20 protein-coding genes are annotated in these 21,257 nt (G+C 64.5%); 15 read left to right on the top strand and 5 right to left on the bottom strand.

Annotated elements, in window-relative coordinates:
* Positions 1 to 100: 100 nt before the first annotated feature.
* From KUW17_RS09550 to KUW17_RS09560, 3 genes are all read left to right on the top strand, one after another.
* Complete coding sequence (locus KUW17_RS09550; RefSeq protein ID WP_222478378.1) at positions 101 to 598, top strand: lactoylglutathione lyase family protein; 498 nt, start codon at positions 101 to 103, stop codon at positions 596 to 598.
* A 74-nt stretch (positions 599 to 672) separates the two neighbouring features.
* Positions 673 to 1,485, top strand: coding sequence for a TIGR00282 family metallophosphoesterase (locus tag KUW17_RS09555; RefSeq protein WP_222478380.1), 813 nt, complete (start codon positions 673 to 675; stop codon positions 1,483 to 1,485).
* Between the two features lie 210 nt (positions 1,486 to 1,695).
* Positions 1,696 to 3,474, top strand: coding sequence for an SLC13 family permease (locus KUW17_RS09560; protein WP_222478382.1), 1,779 nt, complete (start codon positions 1,696 to 1,698; stop codon positions 3,472 to 3,474).
* A gap of 286 nt (positions 3,475 to 3,760) precedes the next feature.
* On the opposite strand, the gene KUW17_RS09565 is transcribed toward KUW17_RS09560, so the two are convergent.
* Positions 3,761 to 5,536: an SLC13 family permease gene (locus KUW17_RS09565; protein ID WP_222478384.1), complete on the bottom strand. Its 1,776-nt coding sequence runs from the start codon at positions 5,534 to 5,536 to the stop codon at positions 3,761 to 3,763.
* A 121-nt stretch (positions 5,537 to 5,657) separates the two neighbouring features.
* Here KUW17_RS09565 and KUW17_RS09570 point away from each other — a divergent pair, with 121 nt between their 5' ends.
* Together KUW17_RS09570 and KUW17_RS09575 are read left to right on the top strand one after the other, a co-directional pair.
* Positions 5,658 to 6,398, top strand: a complete 741-nt coding sequence (locus tag KUW17_RS09570) for a YebC/PmpR family DNA-binding transcriptional regulator (RefSeq protein ID WP_222478386.1) — start codon at positions 5,658 to 5,660, stop codon at positions 6,396 to 6,398.
* Between the two features lie 88 nt (positions 6,399 to 6,486).
* Entirely contained in the window at positions 6,487 to 6,960 is a 474-nt protein-coding gene (locus KUW17_RS09575; RefSeq protein ID WP_222478388.1) for a GNAT family N-acetyltransferase, read from the top strand.
* 24 nt (positions 6,961 to 6,984) lie between these two features.
* Here the strand turns inward: KUW17_RS09575 and KUW17_RS09580 are convergent, their stop codons facing one another.
* Both KUW17_RS09580 and KUW17_RS09585 read right to left on the bottom strand, forming a co-directional pair.
* Positions 6,985 to 7,848: a hypothetical protein gene (locus KUW17_RS09580; RefSeq protein ID WP_222478390.1), complete on the bottom strand. Its 864-nt coding sequence runs from the start codon at positions 7,846 to 7,848 to the stop codon at positions 6,985 to 6,987.
* A 27-nt stretch (positions 7,849 to 7,875) separates the two neighbouring features.
* A complete protein-coding gene (locus KUW17_RS09585) occupies positions 7,876 to 8,760 on the bottom strand; it encodes a LysR family transcriptional regulator ArgP (RefSeq protein WP_222478392.1) in 885 nt (294 codons plus the stop codon).
* Between the two features lie 90 nt (positions 8,761 to 8,850).
* Between KUW17_RS09585 and KUW17_RS09590 the strand changes: the two genes are divergently transcribed.
* The 4 genes from KUW17_RS09590 to KUW17_RS09605 all read left to right on the top strand — a co-directional run bounded on the left by KUW17_RS09590 (position 8,851) and on the right by KUW17_RS09605 (position 12,560).
* On the top strand, positions 8,851 to 9,453 hold the full coding sequence (locus KUW17_RS09590) for a LysE/ArgO family amino acid transporter (protein ID WP_222478394.1): 603 nt from the start codon (positions 8,851 to 8,853) through the stop codon (positions 9,451 to 9,453).
* 84 nt (positions 9,454 to 9,537) lie between these two features.
* Complete coding sequence (locus tag KUW17_RS09595) at positions 9,538 to 10,482, top strand: pirin family protein (RefSeq protein ID WP_222478396.1); 945 nt, start codon at positions 9,538 to 9,540, stop codon at positions 10,480 to 10,482.
* A gap of 50 nt (positions 10,483 to 10,532) precedes the next feature.
* Positions 10,533 to 11,453 carry a DMT family transporter gene (locus tag KUW17_RS09600; protein ID WP_261397124.1) on the top strand — a complete coding sequence of 307 codons (921 nt, stop codon included), beginning with the start codon at positions 10,533 to 10,535 and terminating at the stop codon, positions 11,451 to 11,453.
* Positions 11,454 to 11,519: 66 nt separating this feature from the next.
* Positions 11,520 to 12,560 (top strand): DUF1036 domain-containing protein, encoded by a 1,041-nt coding sequence (locus KUW17_RS09605; protein WP_222478398.1) that lies wholly within the window; start codon positions 11,520 to 11,522, stop codon positions 12,558 to 12,560.
* 25 nt (positions 12,561 to 12,585) lie between these two features.
* Here KUW17_RS09605 and betI read toward each other — a convergent pair whose 3' ends face one another.
* On the bottom strand, positions 12,586 to 13,161 hold the full coding sequence (gene betI, locus KUW17_RS09610) for a choline-responsive transcriptional repressor BetI (RefSeq protein ID WP_222478400.1): 576 nt from the start codon (positions 13,159 to 13,161) through the stop codon (positions 12,586 to 12,588).
* A gap of 159 nt (positions 13,162 to 13,320) precedes the next feature.
* On the opposite strand from betI, the gene KUW17_RS09615 reads away from it, so the two are divergent.
* The 5 genes from KUW17_RS09615 to KUW17_RS09635 all read left to right on the top strand — a co-directional run bounded on the left by KUW17_RS09615 (position 13,321) and on the right by KUW17_RS09635 (position 19,844).
* Positions 13,321 to 14,529 (top strand): BCCT family transporter, encoded by a 1,209-nt coding sequence (locus KUW17_RS09615; protein WP_222478403.1) that lies wholly within the window; start codon positions 13,321 to 13,323, stop codon positions 14,527 to 14,529.
* A 124-nt stretch (positions 14,530 to 14,653) separates the two neighbouring features.
* Positions 14,654 to 16,162: a choline-sulfatase gene (gene betC / locus KUW17_RS09620; protein ID WP_222478405.1), complete on the top strand. Its 1,509-nt coding sequence runs from the start codon at positions 14,654 to 14,656 to the stop codon at positions 16,160 to 16,162.
* 57 nt (positions 16,163 to 16,219) lie between these two features.
* The gene (gene betB / locus KUW17_RS09625) at positions 16,220 to 17,677 is read left to right on the top strand and encodes a betaine-aldehyde dehydrogenase (RefSeq protein WP_222478407.1); all 1,458 of its coding nucleotides are present in this window, start codon (positions 16,220 to 16,222) and stop codon (positions 17,675 to 17,677) included.
* 107 nt (positions 17,678 to 17,784) lie between these two features.
* Positions 17,785 to 19,440: a choline dehydrogenase gene (gene betA, locus KUW17_RS09630; RefSeq protein ID WP_222478409.1), complete on the top strand. Its 1,656-nt coding sequence runs from the start codon at positions 17,785 to 17,787 to the stop codon at positions 19,438 to 19,440.
* A 164-nt stretch (positions 19,441 to 19,604) separates the two neighbouring features.
* Positions 19,605 to 19,844 carry a YdcH family protein gene (locus KUW17_RS09635; RefSeq protein WP_222478411.1) on the top strand — a complete coding sequence of 80 codons (240 nt, stop codon included), beginning with the start codon at positions 19,605 to 19,607 and terminating at the stop codon, positions 19,842 to 19,844.
* A 98-nt stretch (positions 19,845 to 19,942) separates the two neighbouring features.
* On the opposite strand, the gene KUW17_RS09640 is transcribed toward KUW17_RS09635, so the two are convergent.
* Complete coding sequence (locus KUW17_RS09640) at positions 19,943 to 20,422, bottom strand: DUF1579 domain-containing protein (RefSeq protein ID WP_222478413.1); 480 nt, start codon at positions 20,420 to 20,422, stop codon at positions 19,943 to 19,945.
* A gap of 562 nt (positions 20,423 to 20,984) precedes the next feature.
* On the opposite strand from KUW17_RS09640, the gene KUW17_RS09645 reads away from it, so the two are divergent.
* A complete protein-coding gene (locus KUW17_RS09645) occupies positions 20,985 to 21,245 on the top strand; it encodes a hypothetical protein (RefSeq protein WP_222478415.1) in 261 nt (86 codons plus the stop codon).
* The last annotated feature ends 12 nt before the right edge of the window (positions 21,246 to 21,257 follow it).

Consider the following 21,257-nt stretch of genomic DNA (forward strand, 5'->3'; position numbering starts at 1 on the left):
ATTTCATTATGGATCGCATAATGAATGATAATTTTTCTTTCTTCTCCTGCAACCTTATCTCCGGGTGGCAACAAGCAAAACACCCTTCAAGGAGACTATGATGCTGACCGCTCCGCGCAGTTTTTCCCACATTGGCCTGTCGGTTCCGGATCTGGAAGCCGCAGTGAAATTCTATTCAGAAGTCATGGGTTTCTACGTCATCATGGATCCAACCGAAGTGGTCGAAGACGACAGTGACATCGGCCGTATGTGCACGGATGTGTTTGGTGCCGGCTGGTCGCGGCTGCGCATCGCCCACCTGTCCACCGCCGACCGGGTCGGCATCGAACTGTTCGAATTCGATGGAAATTACGCCCCGTCCGACAATCTGGACTACCGCCGCCACGGCGTTTTCCATTTCTGTGTGCAGGACCCCGACGTCGAGGGCCTGGCTCAGAAAATTGTCGCGGCCGGAGGCAAGCAGCGGATGCCGGTGCGGGAATATTTCCCAGGCGAGAAACCCTATCGCATGGTCTATGTCGAAGACCCGTTCGGCAACGTGTTCGAGATCTATTCGCACGGTTACGAGCTGACGTATTCGGCGGGCGCCTACAGCTGAGCCCGGCGCCACACTGCCGCGAAAACGCACTGCGGGGCCTTGCTCTTTGGCGCCGCGTTGCCTACCAGCCGGGCATGCGTATTCTTTTCCTTGGCGATGTGATGGGCCGCGCCGGGCGCCGCGCCATCACCGAAACCCTGCCGCGTCTGCGGCAGGAGTGGCGGCTCGATTTTGTGGTGGTGAACGGCGAAAACGCCTCCAACGGCATGGGGCTGAGCGGGGAGCACGCCAAGCTGCTGCTGGATGCGGGCGTCGACTGCCTGACGCTGGGCGATCATGCCTTCGATCAGAAGGACATGCTGCAGTTCATCGAGAAGGAACAGCGCATCATCCGGCCTCTGAACTTTGCCAAGGGCGCGCCGGGCCGCGGTTTCCGGCTGTTCAATGCGCCGGGCGGGCGCAAGGTGCTGGTGGTGCAGGCGCTCGGGCAGGTGTTCATGAAACGCGCCTTCGACGACCCCTTTGGCGCGGTGGAGGCGGTGCTGAAGTCGCACCCGCGCGGCGGGCTGGCGCAGGCGGTCATCGTCGATATGCACTGCGAAGCCACCTCCGAGAAGATGGCGATGGGCCATTTCTGCAACGGCCGCGCTTCGCTGGTGGTGGGCACCCATACCCATGTGCCGACGGCGGATGCGCAGATCCTTTCTGAGGGCACCGGCTATCTGACCGACGCCGGCATGTGCGGCGACTACAATTCGGTGATCGGCATGGATAAGGCCGAACCGATGCGCCGGTTCCTGACCGGGATGCCCAAGACCCGGTTCACCCCGGCAAACGGCGAGGCGACCCTGTCGGGTGTCTTTGTCGAAACCGATGACCGCACCGGGGCGGCCAAGCAGATTCGCATGGTGCGCAATGGCGGGCTGCTGCAGGAAGCCGGCGTCTGAACCGGGCCTGCCGTCCTTGCGGGCGGCGGCCGGGCAGGAGGATTGTCCGGTGAACCCCCGGTTCTCCGGGCAAAACGCCCTTTCCGCGTCTCAGACCGGCTGCGGTTCCGGAAGTCCTTGCTCAGCCATGTGGTTTCGGGGAAACTGCGCGATGGCGGAGTGCCTTGCGTGCTGACCCCGCCTTGAACAACATGGGCAAAGTCACGGTTTATGCAGTACTTCCAATTTGGTGACACCGGCAGCGCGTTTCTGGCGCTTGCAATTGTCCTGGCCATGTTCGTGGCGTTCCTGCGGGAAACCTATCCGACCGAGGTGGTGGCGCTGACCGGCGTGGCAGCGATGCTTGCCACCGGCGTGCTGCCCTATGGCGAGGCGCTGCCGGTGCTGGCCAACCCGGCGCCGTGGACCATTGCGGCGATGTTCATCATCATGGGGGCGCTGGTGCGCACCGGTGCGCTGGACGCCTTTACCCAGATCGCCAAGAAACAGGCCGAGGTGAACCCCAAGCTGGCGGTGGCCCTGCTGATGGCTTTTGTCGTCACCGCCTCTGCCGTGGTCTCCAATACGCCGGTGGTGGTGGTGATGATCCCGGTCTTCATCCAGATCGCCCGCACCATGAAAGTCTCCGCTTCCAAGATGCTGATTCCGCTCAGCTATGCGGCGATCCTGGGCGGCACCCTGACTCTGATCGGCACCTCGACCAACCTCTTGGTGGACGGTGTCGCCCGGGCGCAAGGTTTGAAGCCCTTCACCATTTTCGAGGTCACGCCGCTGGGCCTGATCCTGGTCGCCTACGGCATGGTCTACCTGCGCTTCATCGCACCGCGGCTTCTGCCCGCCCGCGACAGCATGGCCGAAATGCTGAGCGACCGGTCAAAGATGAAATTCTTTACCGAGGCGGTGATCCCGCCGGAAAGCAACCTCATTGGCCGCGAAGTGACCGGGGTGCAGCTGTTCAAGCGTCCCGGCGTGCGGCTGATCGACGTAATCCGCGGCGATGCCTCGCTGCGCCGCAACCTCGAGGGGGTGGAACTGCAGGTCGGCGACCGCGTGGTGCTGCGGACCCGGATGACAGAGCTGCTGAGCCTGCAAACCAACAAGGAGCTGAAGCGGGTGGACCAGGTGTCGGCGGTGGAAACCCAGACCGTCGAAGTGCTGATCACCCCCGGCTGCCGGATGGTGGGGCGCAGCCTTGGCGCCATGCGCCTGCGCCGCCGCTACGGCGTCTATACCCTGGCGGTGCACCGGCGGAACCAGAACATCGGCGTTCAGCTGGATGATCTGGTGGTGCGCATCGGCGATACCCTGCTGCTGGAGGGCGCGCCCGCCGACATCCAGCGGCTGGCCGCCGACATGGACCTGGCCGACGTCTCGCAGCCGACCCAGCGCGCCTACCGCCGCAGCCACGCGCCGATCGCGGTTGCCGCGCTTCTGGGCATCGTTCTGCTGGCCGCCTTCGGCGTGGCGCCGATCCTGATGCTGTCGGTGCTGATGGTGTCGCTGGTCTTTGTCACCCGCTGCATCGACGCGGATGAGGCGTTCTCCTTTGTCGACGGGCGCCTGCTGGCCCTGATCTTCTCGATGCTGGCCATTGGCGCGGCGCTGGAAAGCTCCGGCGCGGTGGCCTTGATCGTCAACGCCATTGCGCCGGCCCTGTCGATGCTGCCGCCGTTCCTGCTGGTCTGGGCGGTCTACCTGCTGACCTCGGTGCTGACGGAACTGGTGTCCAATAACGCGGTGGCGGTGGTGGTGACACCCATTGCCATCGGCCTGGCCCAGGCGATGGGCGTCGATCCGCGTCCTCTGGTGGTGGCGGTGATGGTGGCGGCCTCGGCCTCCTTTGCCACCCCGATCGGCTATCAGACCAACACGCTGGTTTACGGCCCCGGCGGCTATAAATTCACCGACTTCCTGCGCGTCGGCATTCCGCTGAACCTGACCGTCGGCATGGTCGCATCGGCGATCATCCCCTTCATTTGGCCGCTCTGAGCCCGCCCGGGCCAGGAAAAGGCGGCGAAAAGCTGCCTTCTGTGATCCCGGTTACATGAAACTGTTAAAGTCTTGCCCATATGTAGAGCAGCAGGTTCTTCATAAGGTCAAAGGCCATGAGTTTCAGGAAAGTGTTTTTGTGTGTTGTCCTTGCCGGCTCGACAGCGATTGCGCTTGTGTCGCAAGTGCAGACCAGCGGCGCCGCGCGCGCGCTCCCGGTTGAGGAACAGCAGGCGCAATAGGCAGGCAGCCTCCCGCTGCCGCCGCGCGGTTTTGGCGGCGCCAGTTACAAGGGCCAGAATACCAGGATTGCCGGGATCGACACCGCGATGATCAGCGCCTCCAGCGGCAGCCCCATCCGCCAGTAATCCCCGAAATGGTAGCCGCCGGGCCCCAGCACCAGGGTGTTGTTCTTGTGCCCGATCGGGGTCAGGAACGCGGCTGAAGCGGCAACCGCCACCGCCATCAGGAACGGATCGGGCGAAACCCCCAGCGTCTCTGCCATCTGAATGCCGACAGGGGCAGCAACAATTGCCGTGGCGGTGTTGTTCAGCACATCCGACAGAGTCATGGTGACCACCATCAGCACCGTCAGCACCGCCCAGGCGGGCAGCCCTGCAGTCAGGCCGGTCAGCGCGTTGGCGATCAAGGCCGTGCCGCCGGAGCTGTCCAGCGCCGCCCCCAGCGGGATCATCGACCCCAGAAGAACCACCACCGGCCATTCCACATGGTCATAGATTTCTGCCACCGGCAGGATCTTCAAGAGCACATAGCCGATGGCCACCAGCCCCAGCGCCACCGGCAGGTAGATCAGCCCCAGCGACGCCGCCAGAACTGCAGCGGCAAACAGGCCGATGGCGGCCCAAGTCTTGTCATTTGCCGTCACGGCCAGCCCGCGCGCGGCCAGCGGCAGGCAGCCCAGCCAGTCCGCCACATCGGCGCTGCGCCCGCGCGGGGACAGCAGCAGCAGGATGTCGCCCGCCTGAACCTCGGTCTGGCGGATGTGGCGGGTGATCCGCGTGCCCTGGCGGGAAATGCCCAGCAGCACCGCGCTCTGGCGCCAGGCAAGGCCGATGGATTGCGCGGTCCGGCCCCGGATGCGGGCGGTCTCGGGAACCACCAGCTCCGTCAGTTCCAGCCCTTCGCCCGCTGCCGTCAGCTTCTCGGACCGGGCGGCATCGGCAAACTCCAGCTTCAGCGCGCTGCGGAACTCGTCCAGCGCTTCGGGCTCCGCCTCGATCACCAGCGTGTCGCCCTCGCGCAGCAGCGCGGCAACAGCCCTGCCATAGCGCCGCTTGCCGTCCCGGATCAGGCCCAGGATCGCCACATCGGCCTTCTCGGCCTCTTCATCCAGTTCCCCCAGGCGCCTGCCGGCCAGCTCGGACCCTTCGCCCACCGTCAGCTCGGCGATATAGGGCGCCAGCTGCGCCTCGGACGCGCCGGCCGCATTCTCGCGCGCCGGGATCAGCCGCCAGCCAATGAGCGCCACAAAGGTGAGCCCCGCCAGCGCTGCAACCCCGCCAACCGGCGCAAAATCGAACATCCGGAAGGGTTCACCCAGAGTTTCGCCGCGGATTGCAGCAATGATGATGTTGGGGGGCGTGCCGATAAGCGTCGCCATGCCGCCCAGGATGGTGGCAAAGGACAGGGGCATCAGGCTGAGGCCCGGCGCCCGGCCGGCCTTGCGTGCGGTCTGAATGTCCACCGGCATCAGCAATGCCAGCGCCGCCACATTGTTCATGAAGGCCGACAGCACCGCGCCAACGCCGCCCATCAGCGCGATGTGGCCGCCCAGGCCCCGGGTGCTGTCCACCAGCGTCCGGGTGATCAGGAACACCGCGCCGGACCGCACCAGCCCGGCCGAGACAACCAGCACCAGCGCCACCACCAGCGTTGCCGGGTGGCCGAACCCGGCAAAGGCATCGCCCGCGGGCACAACCCCCAGCACCACGCCCGCCATCAGCGCAGCAAAGGCCACCAGGTCATAGCGGAAACGGCCCCACAGCAGCAGGCCAAAGACGGCAGCAAATAACCCAAACAAAACGGCTTGATCATATGTCATGGCGCCAGCTTATCCCTGAAACCCCGCGGAACAAGGGCAAAGCGGGGCAGGGCGCTTGAAAGCCCCCGCCTTGCGGGGCTATATGGGCGCCAATTCAAAGTTACAGCAGCAAGGATGCACCATGGCAGGCCATTCAAAATGGGCTAACATTCAGCACCGCAAGGGCCGTCAGGACGCGGCGCGGTCGAAACTGTTTTCCAAGCTGGCCAAGGAGATCACCGTGGCCGCCAAGATGGGCGACCCCGATCCCGACAAAAACCCGCGCCTGCGCCTGGCCGTCAAAGAGGCCAAGTCGCAGTCCGTCCCCAAGGACGTGATCGAACGCGCGATCAAGAAGGCCATCGGCGGCGACGCCGAAAACTATGACGAAATCCGCTACGAGGGCTATGGTCCCAACGGTGTCGCGGTGATCGTCGAGGCGATGACCGACAACAAGAACCGCACCGCCTCCAACGTGCGCTCCACCTTCTCCAAGAACGGCGGCAACCTGGGTGAAACCGGTTCGGTCGGATTCATGTTCGACCGCAAGGGCGAGGTGACCTATCCGGCCTCCGTGGGCGATGCCGACACCGTGATGATGGCAGCGATCGAAGCCGGCGCCGAGGATGTCGAAAGCTCCGAGGACGGCCACATCATTTATTGCGCCGATACCGACCTAAACGATGTGTCGAATGCGCTGGAGGCCGAACTGGGCGAATCCGAGTCGACCAAACTGGTCTGGAAACCCAGCACCACCACCGAGCTGGACCTGGAAGGCATGCAGAAGCTGATGAAGCTGGTCGATGCGCTGGAAGACGACGACGACGTGCAGCGCGTCACCACCAACTTCGAGGCCAGCGACGAGGTCATGGCGCAGCTCTGATCTGCCGCTTGACGCGATTTTCAAGGCCCGCCAGCCCGGCGGGCCTTTTGCTTTCAAACTCTCGGAAATTTCCAAACAAGGGCCGCCGATGCAGATCAGAGAGTTCCGCCCCGACGATGCCGCAGCGCTGGCGCAGATATTCCATGCCGCGGTTCATGGTATCGGCGCCCGGGACTACAGCCCCGAACAGCTCAAGGCCTGGAGCCCGGAACCCGCCCCGGCAGAGGTCTGGTCCAGCCGCGCCGCCGACGGCCGCCATGTCTTTGTTGCCGCGGACGCCGGCAACCAGCCGCAGGCCTTCATTGAGCTTGAGATGGACGGCCATATCGACTGTTTCTACTGCCACCCGCAGGTTGCGGGCACCGGCACGGGTGCCGCGCTTTATGAACGGCTTGAGGCCGAAGCCCGCAGCCTCGGCCTCAGGTCGCTTTATGTGGAGGCCAGCGAGGCCGCCCGGCGGTTCTTCCTACGCCAAGGCTTCACCATCGAGACCCGGCGCGAAATCGAACGCCGCGGGGTTGTGCTGCATAACTACCGGATGACAAAGACGCTGGCCGGCTGACCTGCTTCGTCGCAGCGCCGGCGTTCAGCGCGGCTCCGGCCCGATCAGCCCGGCAGCGTGCAATTCGCCGCTGCCCGGCAGCCACAGCTCCGCGCTTGGCACTGAAAATATCCTGTCGGTAAATTCGGCACTGACGCCTTGTTGCAGCAGGAAGGCGCGGTCTTTTTCCTGTTCCCGCTGCAGGTCGATTTGCGGCAGGCCGCTCTCGAACTGCAGCGCATAGCTGTGAAAGCCCAGCTGCCCGTCCGGCCCAAGGCTGCGTTCCGCGCCGGCGGCAAACATCAGCGTGCAGGCCGAGGCGCACAAACCGGCGGCGCGGGTGTCCCAGCCGTTCTGCCGGATCAGCCGCGCGGCGCCGCGCGCCTCGGCGATCAGCCCGCCGGGTCCGGCCAGCGCAACCTGATCCACGCCGGGGTTCTCCTCTGCCAGCTTCCGCATCCGCTTGGTCAGGCCAAAGGTGATTTCGCCGTCAAAGATCAGCGCCCGGCCATCCGCGGACACAAACAGGCGGTAAAGTGCCTCGCGCTCCTTCCGCCGCTGTTCGGCATAGGCGGGCTCCTCCACCGCCCGGGCAATCAGCAGCGCATCCCACCACTGCGTCAGCGCGGCAAAGCCCGCAAACAGCAGCAGCAGGTAGCCGCCCCAGACCGGCGCCATCGCGCCGGTGCTCTGCACATGGGCGTCCGCGCTGCGCAGAAAGGCCCGCGCCTGCCACAACAGGAACAGCCCGTCCGCAGCCATCAGAACAAAGGCCAGCGGCACCGGCAGCCGGATCCAGTGGTTGAGCGCCAGCCATCCCAGCAGCACAGCCGCCCGCGGCAGCACCACCTGCAGCGCCAGGCTGCGGGGCAGGGACAGCGGGGCAGGCGGCGGAGTGCAGTCAGACATCGGTGCGGGCCTTTCTGGCGGGGCGGGTCAGGGCTGCGTCAGATACTGTCTTGCCGATTTCTGCACGGCGCGGGTCACCTCGGCAAGGGCCGGGGCCATCACCCGCGCCACCTGCCAGGTGAGCGGCACCGGCAGCGTTGTGTCCGGGATCAGCGGCACCAGGCGGCCCGTTCGGATGTCCGCCTCCACCATCGCCAAGGGATTCATGCCCCAGCCCAGTCCCGCAGCGGCGGCATCAATGAACGCCTGGGTCGAGGGCAGGTAATGCGCAGGCGGCGCCAGCCCGGAGGCCACATTGCGCTCCAGCCACAGCCGCTGCAGGTTGTCCTTGGCGTTGAAGATCAGGCAGGGCGCGCGGGCGGCGGCCTTGGGCGTCACCCCGTCAGGAAACCAGCGCGCCATGAAATCCGGGCTGGCGGTTGCCGCATAGTCCAGCGTGCCCAGCGGGTGGGCGTCAAACCCGGTCACCGGCTTGGAGCTGGCGGTGACTGCAGCCGAAACCTCGCCGCGCTTCAGCCACTCGGCGCTGTGGTCCTGGTCATCGACCAGCAGGTCGAACAGCACGCCGTCCACGGCGGCCATCGCATCGATGAACCAGCTCGCCAGGCTGTCGGCATTGACCGCAATCCGCAGCCGCACCGGGCCGTGATCCGCCTCCAGCGCCAGTTCCCGCGCCAGCTGCGCCTCCAGCAGGCCAATATCTTCAGCGTGTTTGGCAATCCTGAGGCCGGCCGCAGTTCCGGTGCAGGGCGACCCGCGCAGCACAAGCGCAGTGCCGGTCCGGTCCTCAAGCGCCTTGATCCGCTGCGAAACGGCCGAGGGGGTCACCGCCAGCGCATGCGCCGCCGCCTCGAACGTGCCGAGACGCAGCACCGCGCTCAACGCTGCCAGCTGGCTGGGATCCATCTGCATTAGCAACTCTAATCTGACCTAAAACTCTTTAACTGGATTAATGCGGGGGCGGGCGGTAGTCAAACCTCAGACGCACACGAGGAGACACACATGCCCCCCAGCCTGATTGCCGGATTTGCCCTTGGCCTCAGCCTGATCATGGCCATTGGCGCCCAGAACGCCTTTGTCCTGCGCCAGGGGCTGCGGCGCCAGCATGTGTTCTGGATCTGCCTCACCTGCGCCGGCTCCGATGCGGTGCTGATCACCGCGGGCGTTTTCGGCTTTGGCTCCCTGGCGGTAGCGCTGCCCTGGTTCGAGCAGATGATGCGCTGGGGCGGCGCGGCCTTCCTGGTCTGGTACGGCGCCCGCGCCCTGCGTGCTGCCTGGCAGGGCGGTGAAACGCTGGAAGCCGCGCAGGAGGGAGCAGGCAGGGCGCTGATGCCGGTGCTGGCCACGGTGCTGGCGCTCACCTGGCTGAACCCGCATGTCTATCTGGACACGGTGGTGCTCTTGGGGTCGATCTCCGCCCAGTACCCGCAGCCGCTGGTCTTTGCCGCCGGGGCCGCGATTGCCAGCTTCACCTTCTTCTTCTCGCTTGGCTATGGCGCCAGCCTGCTGGCCCCGGTCTTTGCCCGCCCGCGCGCCTGGCAGGTGCTCGACGCCCTTGTCGGACTCACCATGTGGGCGATTGCCGCCAAGCTCCTCCTGATGTGACGAACAGCGCCTGTGCGGGGGCAGGGCTAACGCCTGCGCAGAAATGCCCTACCTTTCCCCCATGACAGCAGACAGGAGGGAAGGATGAGCTGGAATCCGGCACTGGAACCGCAATGCCCCGATGCGGGCAGCCTCGACGCCATCGAGACGGTGATCATTCCGCGCGCCCGCGACATCGGCGGCTTTGAGGTCCGCCGCGCGCTGCCCGCGCCGCGCCGCCAGATGGTCGGGCCGTTCATCTTCTTCGATCAGGCCGGGCCTGCCGAATTCCTGACCGGCCAGGGCATCGACGTGCGTCCGCATCCCCATATCGGCCTCGGCACGGTCACCTACCTCTATCAGGGCGAGTTCGAGCACCGGGACTCCCTCGGAACCCACCAGATGATCTACCCGGGCGAGGTGAACTGGATGGTGGCCGGCCAGGGCGTCACCCACTCCGAGCGCACCTCTGCCGCAACCCGCCAGGGCAAAAGCAGCCTGTTCGGCATCCAGACCTGGATCGCGCTGCCGGACAGCCACGAGGACGTGCCAGCCGCCTTTGAGCACCACGGCAAGGAGGCGCTGCCGGTGCTGGAGGGCGAGGGCAAGACCGTGCGCCTGATCCTTGGCAGCGCCTGGGGTGAGAAAGCCCCCGCAACCCTTTATTCCGAAACCTTTTATGCCGATGTGGTGCTGCACCCGGGCGCCAAGCTGCCGCTGCCTTCCGACCACGAGGACCGCGGGCTTTATGTCACGCAAGGCTCGGTGGAGATCGCGGGTGAGACCTTTGAAGCGGGCCGCATGATGGTGTTCCGCCCCGGCGATGAGATCACCGTGACCGCGGGTGCCGAGGGCGCCCGGCTGATGGCGCTGGGCGGCGAAACGCTGAACGGGCCGCGCTACATCTGGTGGAACTTCGTCGCTTCCTCCCGCGACCGGATCGAGGCCGCCAAGGCATCCTGGGCCGCGGGGGACTGGCAGCATGGCCGCTTCCAGCTGCCGCCCGGCGATGACCAGGAATTCATCCCGCTGCCCGAACGGCGGAAATAATTCACATGTGAAGTCTTGCGCCGCCGCCCGAACGGGTGTTCTGTCTGCCCATGAGCCAATCCGCCGCCCCCGTCCAGTATGCGCAGAACCCCTTGAAGGGGGTGTTCTGGATGGTGGTGACCGGTCTTTGCTTCGTGGCGGTGACGGCGCTGGTCAAATCGCTTGGTACCCGCATCCCGCCCGCCGAGAGCGCCTTCTTGCGGTATCTTCTGGGGCTGGTGTTCCTGATCCCGATGGCAGGCGCGCTGCGCAGGGCGCATCTCACCCCGCGGCTCTGGGCGCTGTTTGCAGGCCGCGGCGTTGTGCATACGGCGGGTGTGATCCTCTGGTTTTACGCGATGACCCAGATCCCGCTGGCCGAGGTCACGGCGATGAACTACCTGTCGCCGGTCTATGTCACCCTGGGCGCGGCGCTGTTCCTCGGGGAGAAGCTGGCCTTCCGCCGCATCACCGCCATTGCCGTTGCCCTGATCGGCGCGCTGATCATCCTGCGCCCCGGCTTCCGCGAAGTCTCGCCCGGCCATGTCGCCATGCTGTTCACCGCGGTGTCCTTCGGCGCCTCCTACCTGATTGCCAAGTTCACCGTCGGCAGCAACAGCCCGGCGGTTGTTGTGGGGATGCTGTCGATCTTTGTCACCATCGGCCTGGCCCCCTTTGCCCTGGCGGCCTGGGTCACGCCGACGCTGGCAGAAACCGCAATCCTGTTCGGCGTTGCCTGCTTTGCCACCGCGGGCCACTACACCATGACCCTGGCCTTCGCCGCGGCGCCCGTGGCGGTCACCCAGCCGGTCACCTTCCTGCAGCTGGTCTGGGCCACCCTTCTTGGGGCGCTGGCCTTTGGCGAGCCTGCCGATATCTGGGTGATCTCCGGCGGCGGCCTGATTCTGGCGGCGGTCAGCTTCATTTCCTGGCGTGAAGCCAGGGTAAAAAGGAGAAGTCTTTCATCTTCCGGTAATGCGGCTGGCGTTTGATCGTCTTATGGATGTTACACGCCCGGGTTAAACTCCCGCCTTCATGGAATCTCGCGGGGACCGTGAATGAAGAATTGCCTTTGGCTGCCTGTCCTGCTTCTGGCAGCGCTCCTTGAAACGACGGCGGCGCAGGCCGGGACCCGTATCTGCAATGATACGGAAGCTCTGCATCAGCTGGCCGTGACGCTGCACACCGGCGGCCGCTGGGTGGCGCAGGGGTGGCAGCCGTTGCTGCCGGGCGACTGCGCGGAACCGGTGCCGGAGGGCTATCACAGCAAGTTTTTCTATTTCCGCGCCGAAGGCGCCGGCTACCGTTTCCGCGACGACAGCGTCCGGTTCTGCACCGCCCCGGGCCGGTTCCGGATCGCGGACGACGGTGCTTGCGAGGTTCCGAACCAATCCCGGCAGGGCTTTGCCAAGGCGCTCACCGGAGCACGGGAGCGGACGGTTCAGCTCAGCAGCCGTTCGCATCCAGAAAGCAGCGGCGCAGCGGCTGCACCGCTGCAGGAAATCCACTACGCCTCGGCCGATGGGGCACAGCATGCCGACCGCTCGAACTATGCGGTGGATGTGGTCTTTCAGGGCTGCACGCAGCAGGGGGAAACAGAAACGGTTACCTGCAAGTTTGTCGGCAACGGCATGGAAATCGGCGCCGAGGGCAGGGTGCAGATCTCCGATCCGGTTTTCACCTATCTGCTGGGACTGCTGCGCGGCGCCCCGCTGGCCATCGACGGGGAGATGATCACCCGCTTCGGCTCCTTCGGGGAGCTGGAGCTGCACAGCGTCACGCCGCGGGTGCCGAACCGGTTCGACAAGATGCTGCAGCAGATGCAGGGGGAATGGCTGTCGGAACGCAATCCGAAGGACAGGTTTTCCATCTCCGGCGCGGTGCGCCGGGTCCGCTACGGCGGCGTCGAGATGACGCCGGAATTTATCACGATCCAGGAAAGCTGCCGCGATCTTCAGGGCGCTGGCGACTACCTGATGGCCTGGGACAGCCAGCGCGGCACCAGCATGTGCTACCTGATCCAGTCCCTCGGCGCTGAGCGGATGACACTGGTCTACCTGCCGCGCGGCACCCGGCTGGATTACCGCAGGGTGCCGTAGCTGGGCAGCTGCGGGCCGGCAAAAGTCAGGGGATCACCAGGTCCACCACCCGGTGCGCTGCGGCGCGGGCGTCCTCCGGGTCCAGCGCTTCTTCCGACTGCGCCGCCTGCAGCCAGACCCCGTCCATATAGCACTGCAGCGCCTGGCGGGCGGTTTCCACCCGCTCGGCAGGCAAAAGCGCCCGAAGCTCGGCCAGAAAATGGCTGCGCACCCGGGCCCGGTTGATTCGGTGCAGGCGGCTGAGACGCGGCGAATAGGGGGCATTGGCCCAGAACTGCATCCAGATGCTGCACTGGGGAACGGTGAACAGATCGTCGGCAAAATTCGCATCCATCACGGCATAAAGCCGCTCGCGCGGGGTGCGCGCGGTGGCGTAGCCGTCGCTCATCGCGGCGCGCAGCTTGCCCAGAAGATGCAGCATGGTGGCTTCCATCAGCCCTTCCTTGGAGCCGAAATAATAGTTGATCGAGGCTGCCGAGGCGCCGGCCTCCCGCGCGATTTCCGCCATGGTTACAACGCCGTAGCCGCGCTTGTGCACGGCAACGATGGTGGCTTCGATCAGCTCTTCGTTGCGGATGTCCCGGATGCGTTTCCTGCTCATGAATAAGTTGTGCGGCAATTGGGCCGGCGTTTCAACTGTTGTTCGCGCGATTCCGAATCTTGAATGACCGTTTAAAAAACTGTTTGGCGCATCAGCCTGCTGTGGTATGTACTCCTCCCATGTCTTAGGGCGGACACCGCCCGGAAATGGGAGGGACATATGACTTCAATCATCTCGTTCGGGATTCTGCTGGCCTTTGCGCTGGTGGCGTTCTGCGTGATCAAGTGGTGGAACGTCCGCAACGTCGGCGTGACCCCCGTTCACCTTTTCACCTTCATCGCAATCCTGTTCACCTCCGGTCTGGACGTGGGCCTGATCATGTTCCCGCTGGCCTGGGACTTCCCGCTTTATGCGGACACCGCGGCGGAACCGGCCTATGCCTTCACCAACCCGCTGGCGCTGGAGTTCGGCTTCTGGGGCTTCCTGATCTGGGGCTTCTACTTCCTGACGACCTTCTATTTCTGCGTGGTTGAGCCGCGGGTGAAGTTCTTTGAAATCCCGCTGGTGAAGTGGATCAACAACATCGTGATCATCGGCACCTGCGCCTTTACCGGCGCGCTGTTCCTGATCTACCTGCCGTATTACGCCACCTTCATGGGTGACGGCGAGACGGTGATCCCGGCCTTCTATGTCATCACCTTCCTGGTGATCCTGTTTGCCGCCTTCTCCTCCACCGACATCAAATACGTGCGTATCCTGTCGGTCGGCTCCACCGTGCTGTTCCTGGCGCTGATCCTGGGCATGTGGGCCTATGCAGGCATGGGCCTGGGCGCCTTTGCCGACACTGCAGGCAACATCGGCGGCTATTTCGCCAACATCCACAAGTTCATCCTGCCGCTGACCGACTACCATGAGTTCTACCTGTTCTGGTGGTTCGCATGGTCGATCATGATCGGCCAGTTCACTTCCCGCTTTGTCGGCGGCCTGCGCACCTGGCAGGTTCTGGCAGCGCTGCTGATCTTCCCGTCGATCCCGCTGGGTGTGTGGTTCTCGGTCCTGTACTATTACCACCTGAACAGCATCGAAACGACGCTGCTGATCAACGTCTCCATGGTCGCGGTGGGCATCATCTTCGTGGTCAACTCCTTTGACTCGCTGATCCGCCTCTACACCGACAACCTGAACCTGACGGCCAAGCGTTTCGGCACCATTCCCTACGTGCTCGGCAACGCGGTTGTGCTCTTCGGCCTGACCCTGGCCTTCCAGAGCCAGTGGCTGCAGATCCAGTGGATCGGCACCATCGTGATCGCCATCTACGTGGCCTGCCTAGCCTACATCGTGGCCTTCAAGCGCAGCGAAGTCATGAGCATCGACGCCTCGCCCGAGGAAAACACGCTCGACTTCGAAAAGATCAAGACAGCCCACTAAGGGCGGTCTCCCGGCTGGCCCCCAAGTTTCCCCGAATGAGGGGACCAGCCTTTAACTGCCTGGCAGCGCTTTCGGGCCTGCCAGGCGCCTTTGCAAAGCATCGCCTTATACTGGGAGGTCCGCGATGAGTGCCCCGAATATCCTGATCCTGATGGTTGACCAGTTGAATGGGACGCTTTTCCCGGACGGCCCTGCCGAGTGGCTGCATGCTCCGAACCTGAAAAAGCTGGCGGACCGCTCGACCCGCTTCAAGAACGCCTATACCGCGTCGCCGCTCTGCGCCCCGGGCCGCGCCTCCTTCATGTCCGGCCAACTGCCCTCGCGCACCGGCGTCTATGACAACGCCGCCGAATTCCGCAGCGACATCCCGACATATGCCCACCACCTGCGCCGCGCGGGCTACTACACCTGCCTCTCGGGCAAGATGCACTTTGTCGGCCCCGACCAGCTGCACGGGTTCGAGGACCGGCTGACCACCGACATCTACCCGGCCGATTTCGGCTGGACCCCGGATTACCGCAAGCCGGGCGAACGCATCGACTGGTGGTACCACAACATGGGGAGTGTCACCGGGGCAGGGGTGGCAGAGACCTCTAACCAGATGGAATACGACGACGAGGTCGCCTACAACGCCACCGCCAAGCTTTATGAGCTGTCGCGGGGGCTGGACGACCGCCCCTGGTGCGTCACCGTCTCCTTCACCCATCCGCACGACCCCTATGTGGCGCGCCGCAAGTACTGGGACCTCTACGAGGACTGCGAGCACCTGCTGCCCGAAGTCCCGGCCAAGGCCTACGAGGACCACGACCCGCACGCGCAGCGGATCTTTGACGCCAACGACTGGCGCAGCTTCGACATCACCGAAGAAGACATCAAACGTTCCCGCCGCGCCTATTTCGCCAATATTTCCTATCTGGATGACAAGATCGGCGAGATCCTGAACGTGCTGGAGACCACCCGGCAGGAGGCGATCATCCTGTTTGTCTCCGACCACGGCGACATGCTGGGCGAGCGCGGCCTTTGGTTCAAGATGAACTTCTACGAGGGCTCGGCCCGGGTGCCGCTGATGATCTCCGCCCCGGACCTGCCTGCGGGCCGCATCGACACACCGGTTTCCACCATCGACGTGACCCCGACGCTGGGGGCGCTGGCCGGTGTCGACATGGGCGAGATCGAGCCCTGGACCGACGGCCAGAACCTGGTGCCGCTGGCCACCGGAACCGAACGCAGCGCGCCGGTGCTGATGGAATACGCGGCAGAGGCGTCTTACGCGCCGCTGGTCTCCATGCGCTACGGCAAGTGGAAGTACAACCGCTGCGCGCTGGACCCCGATCAGCTGTTCGACCTGGAGGCCGACCCGCACGAGCTCAACAACCTGGCAGAGGACCCGGCCCATGCCGGCACGCTGGAGTCTTTGCGCGCCAAGTCGGAGGCGCGCTGGGATCTGGAGGCCTTCGATGCAGATGTGCGCGCCAGCCAGGCCCGCCGCTGGGTCGTCTATGAGGCGCTGCGCCAGGGCGGCTACTACCCCTGGGATTACCAGCCGCTGCAAAAGGCCTCCGAGCGCTACATGCGCAACCACATGAATCTCGACAACCTCGAGGAAAGCAAACGCTTTCCCCGCGGCGAATAACCTTAGCAACCTTTCAGCATCTCCCCCTGCTGAAGACCCCCGCTGGAGACACACAACATGACACATCCCGCACAGCCCAAGGCCAGCCATTTCATCAACGGCGAATACGTCGAAGACACGTCCGGCACGCCGATTCCTGTGATCTATGCCGCGACGGGTGAGCAGATTGCCACCGTCTACGCCGCCACCCCGGCAATCGTCGAACAGGCGCTGTCCACCGCCAAGGAAGCGCAAAAGGCCTGGGCCAAAATGACCGGCACCGAGCGCGGCCGCATCCTGCGCCGCGCCGCCGATATCATGCGCGAGCGCAACCATGAACTCAGCGTTCTGGAAACCTACGACACCGGCAAGCCGCTGCAGGAAACCCTGGTGGCCGACGCCACCTCCGGCGCCGACGCGCTGGAATATTTCGGCGGCCTGGCAGGCTCCCTGACCGGCGAGCACATCCCGATGGGCGAGGACTGGGTCTACACCGTGCGCGAGGCGCTGGGCCTGTGTGTGGGCATCGGCGCCTGGAACTACCCGACCCAGATCGCCTGCTGGAAAGGCGCACCGGCGCTGGCCTGCGGCAACTCGATGGTGTTCAAACCCTCCGAGACCACCCCGCTCTGCGCCCTGAAGGTGGCCGAGATCCTGCACGAGGCGGGCGCCCCGGCCGGCATCTACAACGTCATCCAGGGCATGGGCGAGGTCGGCGGCGCGCTGGTCACCGATCCGCGCGTCGACAAGGTCTCGCTCACCGGCTCGGTGCCGACCGGCAAGAAGGTCTATGCCGCCGCCGCGGCAGGCATGAAGCACGTCACCATGGAGCTGGGCGGCAAGTCGCCGCTGATCATCTTTGACGACGCCGATGTGGAAAACGCCGTCGGCGGCGCCATCAACGGCAACTTCTACTCCTCCGGCCAGGTCTGCTCCAATGGCACCCGCGTGTTCGTGCAGAAGGGCATCAAGGAGAAATTCCTGGCCCGCCTGGCGGAGCGTACCGGCAACGCCATCCTGGGCGACCCGATGGATGAGGCCACCAGCTTCGGCCCGATGGTCACCGAGAACCAGATGAACATCGTGATGGGCTACATCGAAAAGGGCAAAGAGGAAGGCGCCCGCCTGGTCTGCGGCGGCAACCGCGCCGACATGCCGGGCTTCTTCGTTGAGCCGACCGTCTTTGCCGATGTGACCGACGACATGACCATCGCCCGCGAGGAGATCTTCGGCCCGGTGATGTCCGTTCTCGACTTCGACACCGAGGAAGAGGTGATCGCCCGCGCCAATGACACCGAGTTCGGTCTGTCCGCCGGCGTTTTCACCAACGACTTCAGCCGCGCCCACCGGGTGATCGGCCAGCTCGAGGCCGGCAGCTGCTTCATCAACTCCTACAACGACGCGCCGGTCGAGGCGCCGTTCGGCGGCGTGAAGGCGTCTGGTGTTGGCCGCGAGAACTCGAAAGAGGCGATCAAGCACTTCAGCCAGGTGAAGTCGGTCTACGTCCGCATGGGCGACGTCGAAGCGGCGTTCTGATCGGCGCTGCCTGAAAGCAACGGCCGGGCAGGGCGCCCCGCGCGCCCGCCCAATCTGAAGAAAACGGCAGCAGTCCAGATCTTCCGGCTGCCGGATGGAGAATGGAAATGAACGCGGATTATGTGATTGTCGGGGCCGGCTCTGCCGGCTGTGCCATGGCCTACCGGCTCAGCGAGGCCGGCAAGAAGGTCCTGGTGATCGAACACGGCGGCACCGATGCCGGGCCGTTTATCCAGATGCCGGGCGCGCTCAGCTACCCGATGAACATGCCGCTTTACGACTGGGGCTACAAATCCCAGCCCGAGCCGCACCTGGGCGGCCGCGAACTGGTCTGCCCGCGCGGCAAGGTGATCGGCGGCTCCTCCTCGATCAACGGCATGGTCTATGTGCGCGGCCACGCGGGCGACTACAACCACTGGGCCGAGTCGGGCGCCGCCGGCTGGTCTTATGCCGACGTGCTCCCGTACTTCAAACGCATGGAAACCTGGAACGACCGCGGCCACGGCGGCGACCCGGACTGGCGCGGCAAAGACGGCCCGCTGCACGTGACCCGCGGCCCCCGCGACAACCCGCTGCATGACGCCTTCGTCAAGGCAGGCGAGCAGGCGGGCTATCCGGTCACCTCCGACTACAACGGCGAGCAGCAGGAAGGCTTCGGCCCGATGGAGATGACGGTCTACAAGGGTCGCCGCTGGTCCGCCGCCAACGCCTATCTGAAGCCTGCGCTCAAGCGTGAAAACTGCGACCTGATCCGCGCCTTCGCCCGCAAGGTGGTGATCGAGGACGGCCGCGCCGTGGGCGTCGAGATCGAACGCGGCGGCAAGGTCGAGGTGATCCGCGCCAATGCAGAGGTGATCCTGGCGGCCTCCTCGCTGAACTCCCCCAAGATGCTGATGCTGTCCGGCATCGGCCCGGCCAAGCACCTGGCCGAGCACGGCATCGAGGTGGTCGCCGACCGCCCCGGCGTCGGCCAGAACCTGCAGGACCACCTGGAATTCTACTTCCAGTTCGCCTGCAAGCAGCCGATCACCCTGTTCAAATACTGGAACCTGCTGGGCAAGGGCCTGGTCGGGGCCCAGTGGATGTTCACCAAGACCGGCCTGGGCGCCTCGAACCAGTTCGAAAGCGCCGCCTTCATCCGTTCCGACAAGGGCGTCGACTACCCGGATATCCAGTACCATTTCCTGCCGATCGCGGTCCGCTATGACGGCCAGGCGGCGGCAGAGGGGCACGGCTTCCAGGCCCACGTCGGCCCGATGCGCTCGCCTTCGCGCGGCGAGGTCACCCTGGCGTCGAAAGATCCCAAAGACGCGCCGAACATCCTGTTCAACTACATGTCGACCGAGCAGGACTGGATCGACTTCCGCAAATGCGTGCGCCTGACGCGGGAGATCTTTGCCCAGGACGCGATGAAGCCGTTCCTCAAGCATGAGATCCAGCCCGGCGACCACCTGCAGACCGACGACGAAATCGACGGCTTCCTGCGCGAGCATGTGGAAAGCGCCTATCACCCCTGCGGCACCTGCAAGATGGGCGCGGCGGAGGATCCGATGGCCGTTGTCGATCCGGAATGCCGGGTGATCGGCGTTGACGGCCTGCGCGTTGCCGACAGCTCGATCTTCCCGCGGATCACCAACGGCAACCTCAACGGCCCCTCGATCATGACCGGCGAGAAGGCCTCCGACCACATCCTGGGCCGCCGCCTGCCGTCCTCCAACGCAGAGCCGTGGTTCAACCCGAACTGGCGCGAAGCGCAACGCTGATCCTGTTGCGTTGCCAGCAAGCCGCCCGCCACCTCCCCTTTGTGCGGGCGGCTTACTTTTTGCCTGGAAACCAGCGCCTTTCCCGCATCTTTTGATCCGCGTCAAAGTCGCCGGCCAGGGCAGGCAATAACCTGCAACCGACCCTAGGAAGAAGGAGCGAGCAGGTGTCCAACACTCCCCATGAACTGGCCGAGGAATTCCCGGAAAAAGCGGCGCTGATGAGCCAGCTGAAACAGTCCGACGCGCATTTCGCCAAACTGTCGGATGAATACCACGCGGTGAACCGCGCCGTGCACCGGGCAGAAACCAACGTGGAACCCGTCAGCGCCCAGGCCGAAACCGAAATGCGCAAACAGCGCGCCGCGCTGAAAGACGAGATCTGGGGGATCCTGTCGAAGGCGTGAATTTTTCAGGCCGAAGGAAAATGCAGGGGGCACCGATGGTGCCCCTTTTTTTTGCATAGCCCCATTGCGCATTCCAAGCAGCGGGGCGCTCGCGCACGTTAAGCGCGCGTGAAATCCATGGTCCAATTTGTCTCCCAGGTCTTGCCGCCGTCCCGGGACATCGCTTGCTCCCAACGGGGCGTCTCAGTTCCGGTGTTCAGCCAGAGGAACCTGACAGTTACGGGTTCACCGCGCAGAGTGTCCTCTGCAAAGAAAGATCCGGTGCCGTCCTCGAACCGGCCAACCACAGGGACGTCCAATTGGTGCGGGGCGTTTGCCGACAGCCACCATATTGCCCAGGCCTGGCTGGCAGGATCAAAAGACCGCAGCGCAATGGCGCGGTACGCTCCGTCGGGGAAATTGAGAAAGTTGTCTTCTACGTTTCCATTGCCGCCAAGAACCGCCCGGGTTTCCGAGGTGCCTTCGAACTCTTCCCAATCATCGCAGCCTGCCAGCCGCTCTTTCAGCCTGCGGTGACGCACGTTCCAGCGGCCGAACTCAAAATCGAAATCCCGGGATATGCTGTTTTTCTCTTCCATGAAGGTATCCTTTTGCGGCGTGTCAAATTAACATGTTCTTGTTTTGTTCGTGGGCGGCCGCCAAGTCAAGGAAGAAACCCCGCTGCCTGGCGCATGGCACTTCGCGAGGTGCATTTAGCAGTTTTTCCAGTTCGTTACCGCCATGGTGCGTCCCGCCCGCTGTGGCCAAAATCAACGTCGTGCCTTCCAGCGGCCAAGTCGTGACCGGTATGGGCAAACAGCGGGCCGCGCTGAAGGACGGGGTGCGGGGGCTGTCAAAGGGGAGGAGGCCGGCAGGAACCCGTTTAGGAGAGGGGCGCCAAGGTCGCCCCTATTTGCTTCCGGGCGGATGGTCCTGCCTGTGCCGGGACGTCACTGCGACTCGCGGCTGGATTGATCCTGATGCGGCAACAAAGGCTGTGCGGCCGTTTTAATGTCCAGTAAATCACCCTGGAAGTGAGGGGAATTTGGTTAATTTAAGGCAAGTTCGTCAAAATTGTGACCAAGGGCGCTATTTGTAGCCTGCAGCCGGAGTCCGGCTTTTACACCGCCGCAGCGGAGTGTTTTGCGAAGGAGCAACCAAATGGGACAGATCTATCAGCCGGGGCGCTGGCAGGAGATCGAGGGCGTGCCCGACGAAACCTCTGACGCGGAAATGCTTGCGGCGATCCGGAACGTGGTCAGGGCGGATACCGCGGTCCGAACAGAGGCGGAAGTACCCGCGCCTGTCCGGGTGCGGCAGTGGCAGCCTGCCCCGGCAGAGCAGCCCAAACATCCGCCGGAAGCGGCGGTCAAGGCTGAACGCGCACTCGTGGCCCGCCTGCTGGACCGTCTGCGCGGTTGAACTTTCTGCCTG

The organism is Leisingera aquaemixtae, from assembly GCF_019801145.1.
Taxonomy (GTDB): domain Bacteria; phylum Pseudomonadota; class Alphaproteobacteria; order Rhodobacterales; family Rhodobacteraceae; genus Leisingera; species Leisingera aquaemixtae_A.

Bases quoted from the DNA above. Each gene is read 5' to 3' on its own strand.
- KUW17_RS09550 (WP_222478378.1), top strand. From the start codon at position 101: ATGCTGACCGCTCCGCGCAGTTTTTCCCACATTGGCCTGTCGGTTCCG.
- KUW17_RS09555 (WP_222478380.1), top strand. From the start codon at position 673: ATGCGTATTCTTTTCCTTGGCGATGTGATGGGCCGCGCCGGGCGCCGC.
- KUW17_RS09560 (WP_222478382.1), top strand. From the start codon at position 1,696: ATGCAGTACTTCCAATTTGGTGACACCGGCAGCGCGTTTCTGGCGCTT.
- KUW17_RS09565 (WP_222478384.1), bottom strand. From the start codon at position 5,536: ATGACATATGATCAAGCCGTTTTGTTTGGGTTATTTGCTGCCGTCTTT.
- KUW17_RS09570 (WP_222478386.1), top strand. From the start codon at position 5,658: ATGGCAGGCCATTCAAAATGGGCTAACATTCAGCACCGCAAGGGCCGT.
- KUW17_RS09575 (WP_222478388.1), top strand. From the start codon at position 6,487: ATGCAGATCAGAGAGTTCCGCCCCGACGATGCCGCAGCGCTGGCGCAG.
- KUW17_RS09580 (WP_222478390.1), bottom strand. From the start codon at position 7,848: ATGTCTGACTGCACTCCGCCGCCTGCCCCGCTGTCCCTGCCCCGCAGC.
- KUW17_RS09585 (WP_222478392.1), bottom strand. From the start codon at position 8,760: ATGCAGATGGATCCCAGCCAGCTGGCAGCGTTGAGCGCGGTGCTGCGT.
- KUW17_RS09590 (WP_222478394.1), top strand. From the start codon at position 8,851: ATGCCCCCCAGCCTGATTGCCGGATTTGCCCTTGGCCTCAGCCTGATC.
- KUW17_RS09595 (WP_222478396.1), top strand. From the start codon at position 9,538: ATGAGCTGGAATCCGGCACTGGAACCGCAATGCCCCGATGCGGGCAGC.
- KUW17_RS09600 (WP_261397124.1), top strand. From the start codon at position 10,533: ATGAGCCAATCCGCCGCCCCCGTCCAGTATGCGCAGAACCCCTTGAAG.
- KUW17_RS09605 (WP_222478398.1), top strand. From the start codon at position 11,520: ATGAAGAATTGCCTTTGGCTGCCTGTCCTGCTTCTGGCAGCGCTCCTT.
- betI (WP_222478400.1), bottom strand. From the start codon at position 13,161: ATGAGCAGGAAACGCATCCGGGACATCCGCAACGAAGAGCTGATCGAA.
- KUW17_RS09615 (WP_222478403.1), top strand. From the start codon at position 13,321: ATGACTTCAATCATCTCGTTCGGGATTCTGCTGGCCTTTGCGCTGGTG.
- betC (WP_222478405.1), top strand. From the start codon at position 14,654: ATGAGTGCCCCGAATATCCTGATCCTGATGGTTGACCAGTTGAATGGG.
- betB (WP_222478407.1), top strand. From the start codon at position 16,220: ATGACACATCCCGCACAGCCCAAGGCCAGCCATTTCATCAACGGCGAA.
- betA (WP_222478409.1), top strand. From the start codon at position 17,785: ATGAACGCGGATTATGTGATTGTCGGGGCCGGCTCTGCCGGCTGTGCC.
- KUW17_RS09640 (WP_222478413.1), bottom strand. From the start codon at position 20,422: ATGGAAGAGAAAAACAGCATATCCCGGGATTTCGATTTTGAGTTCGGC.
- KUW17_RS09645 (WP_222478415.1), top strand. From the start codon at position 20,985: ATGGGACAGATCTATCAGCCGGGGCGCTGGCAGGAGATCGAGGGCGTG.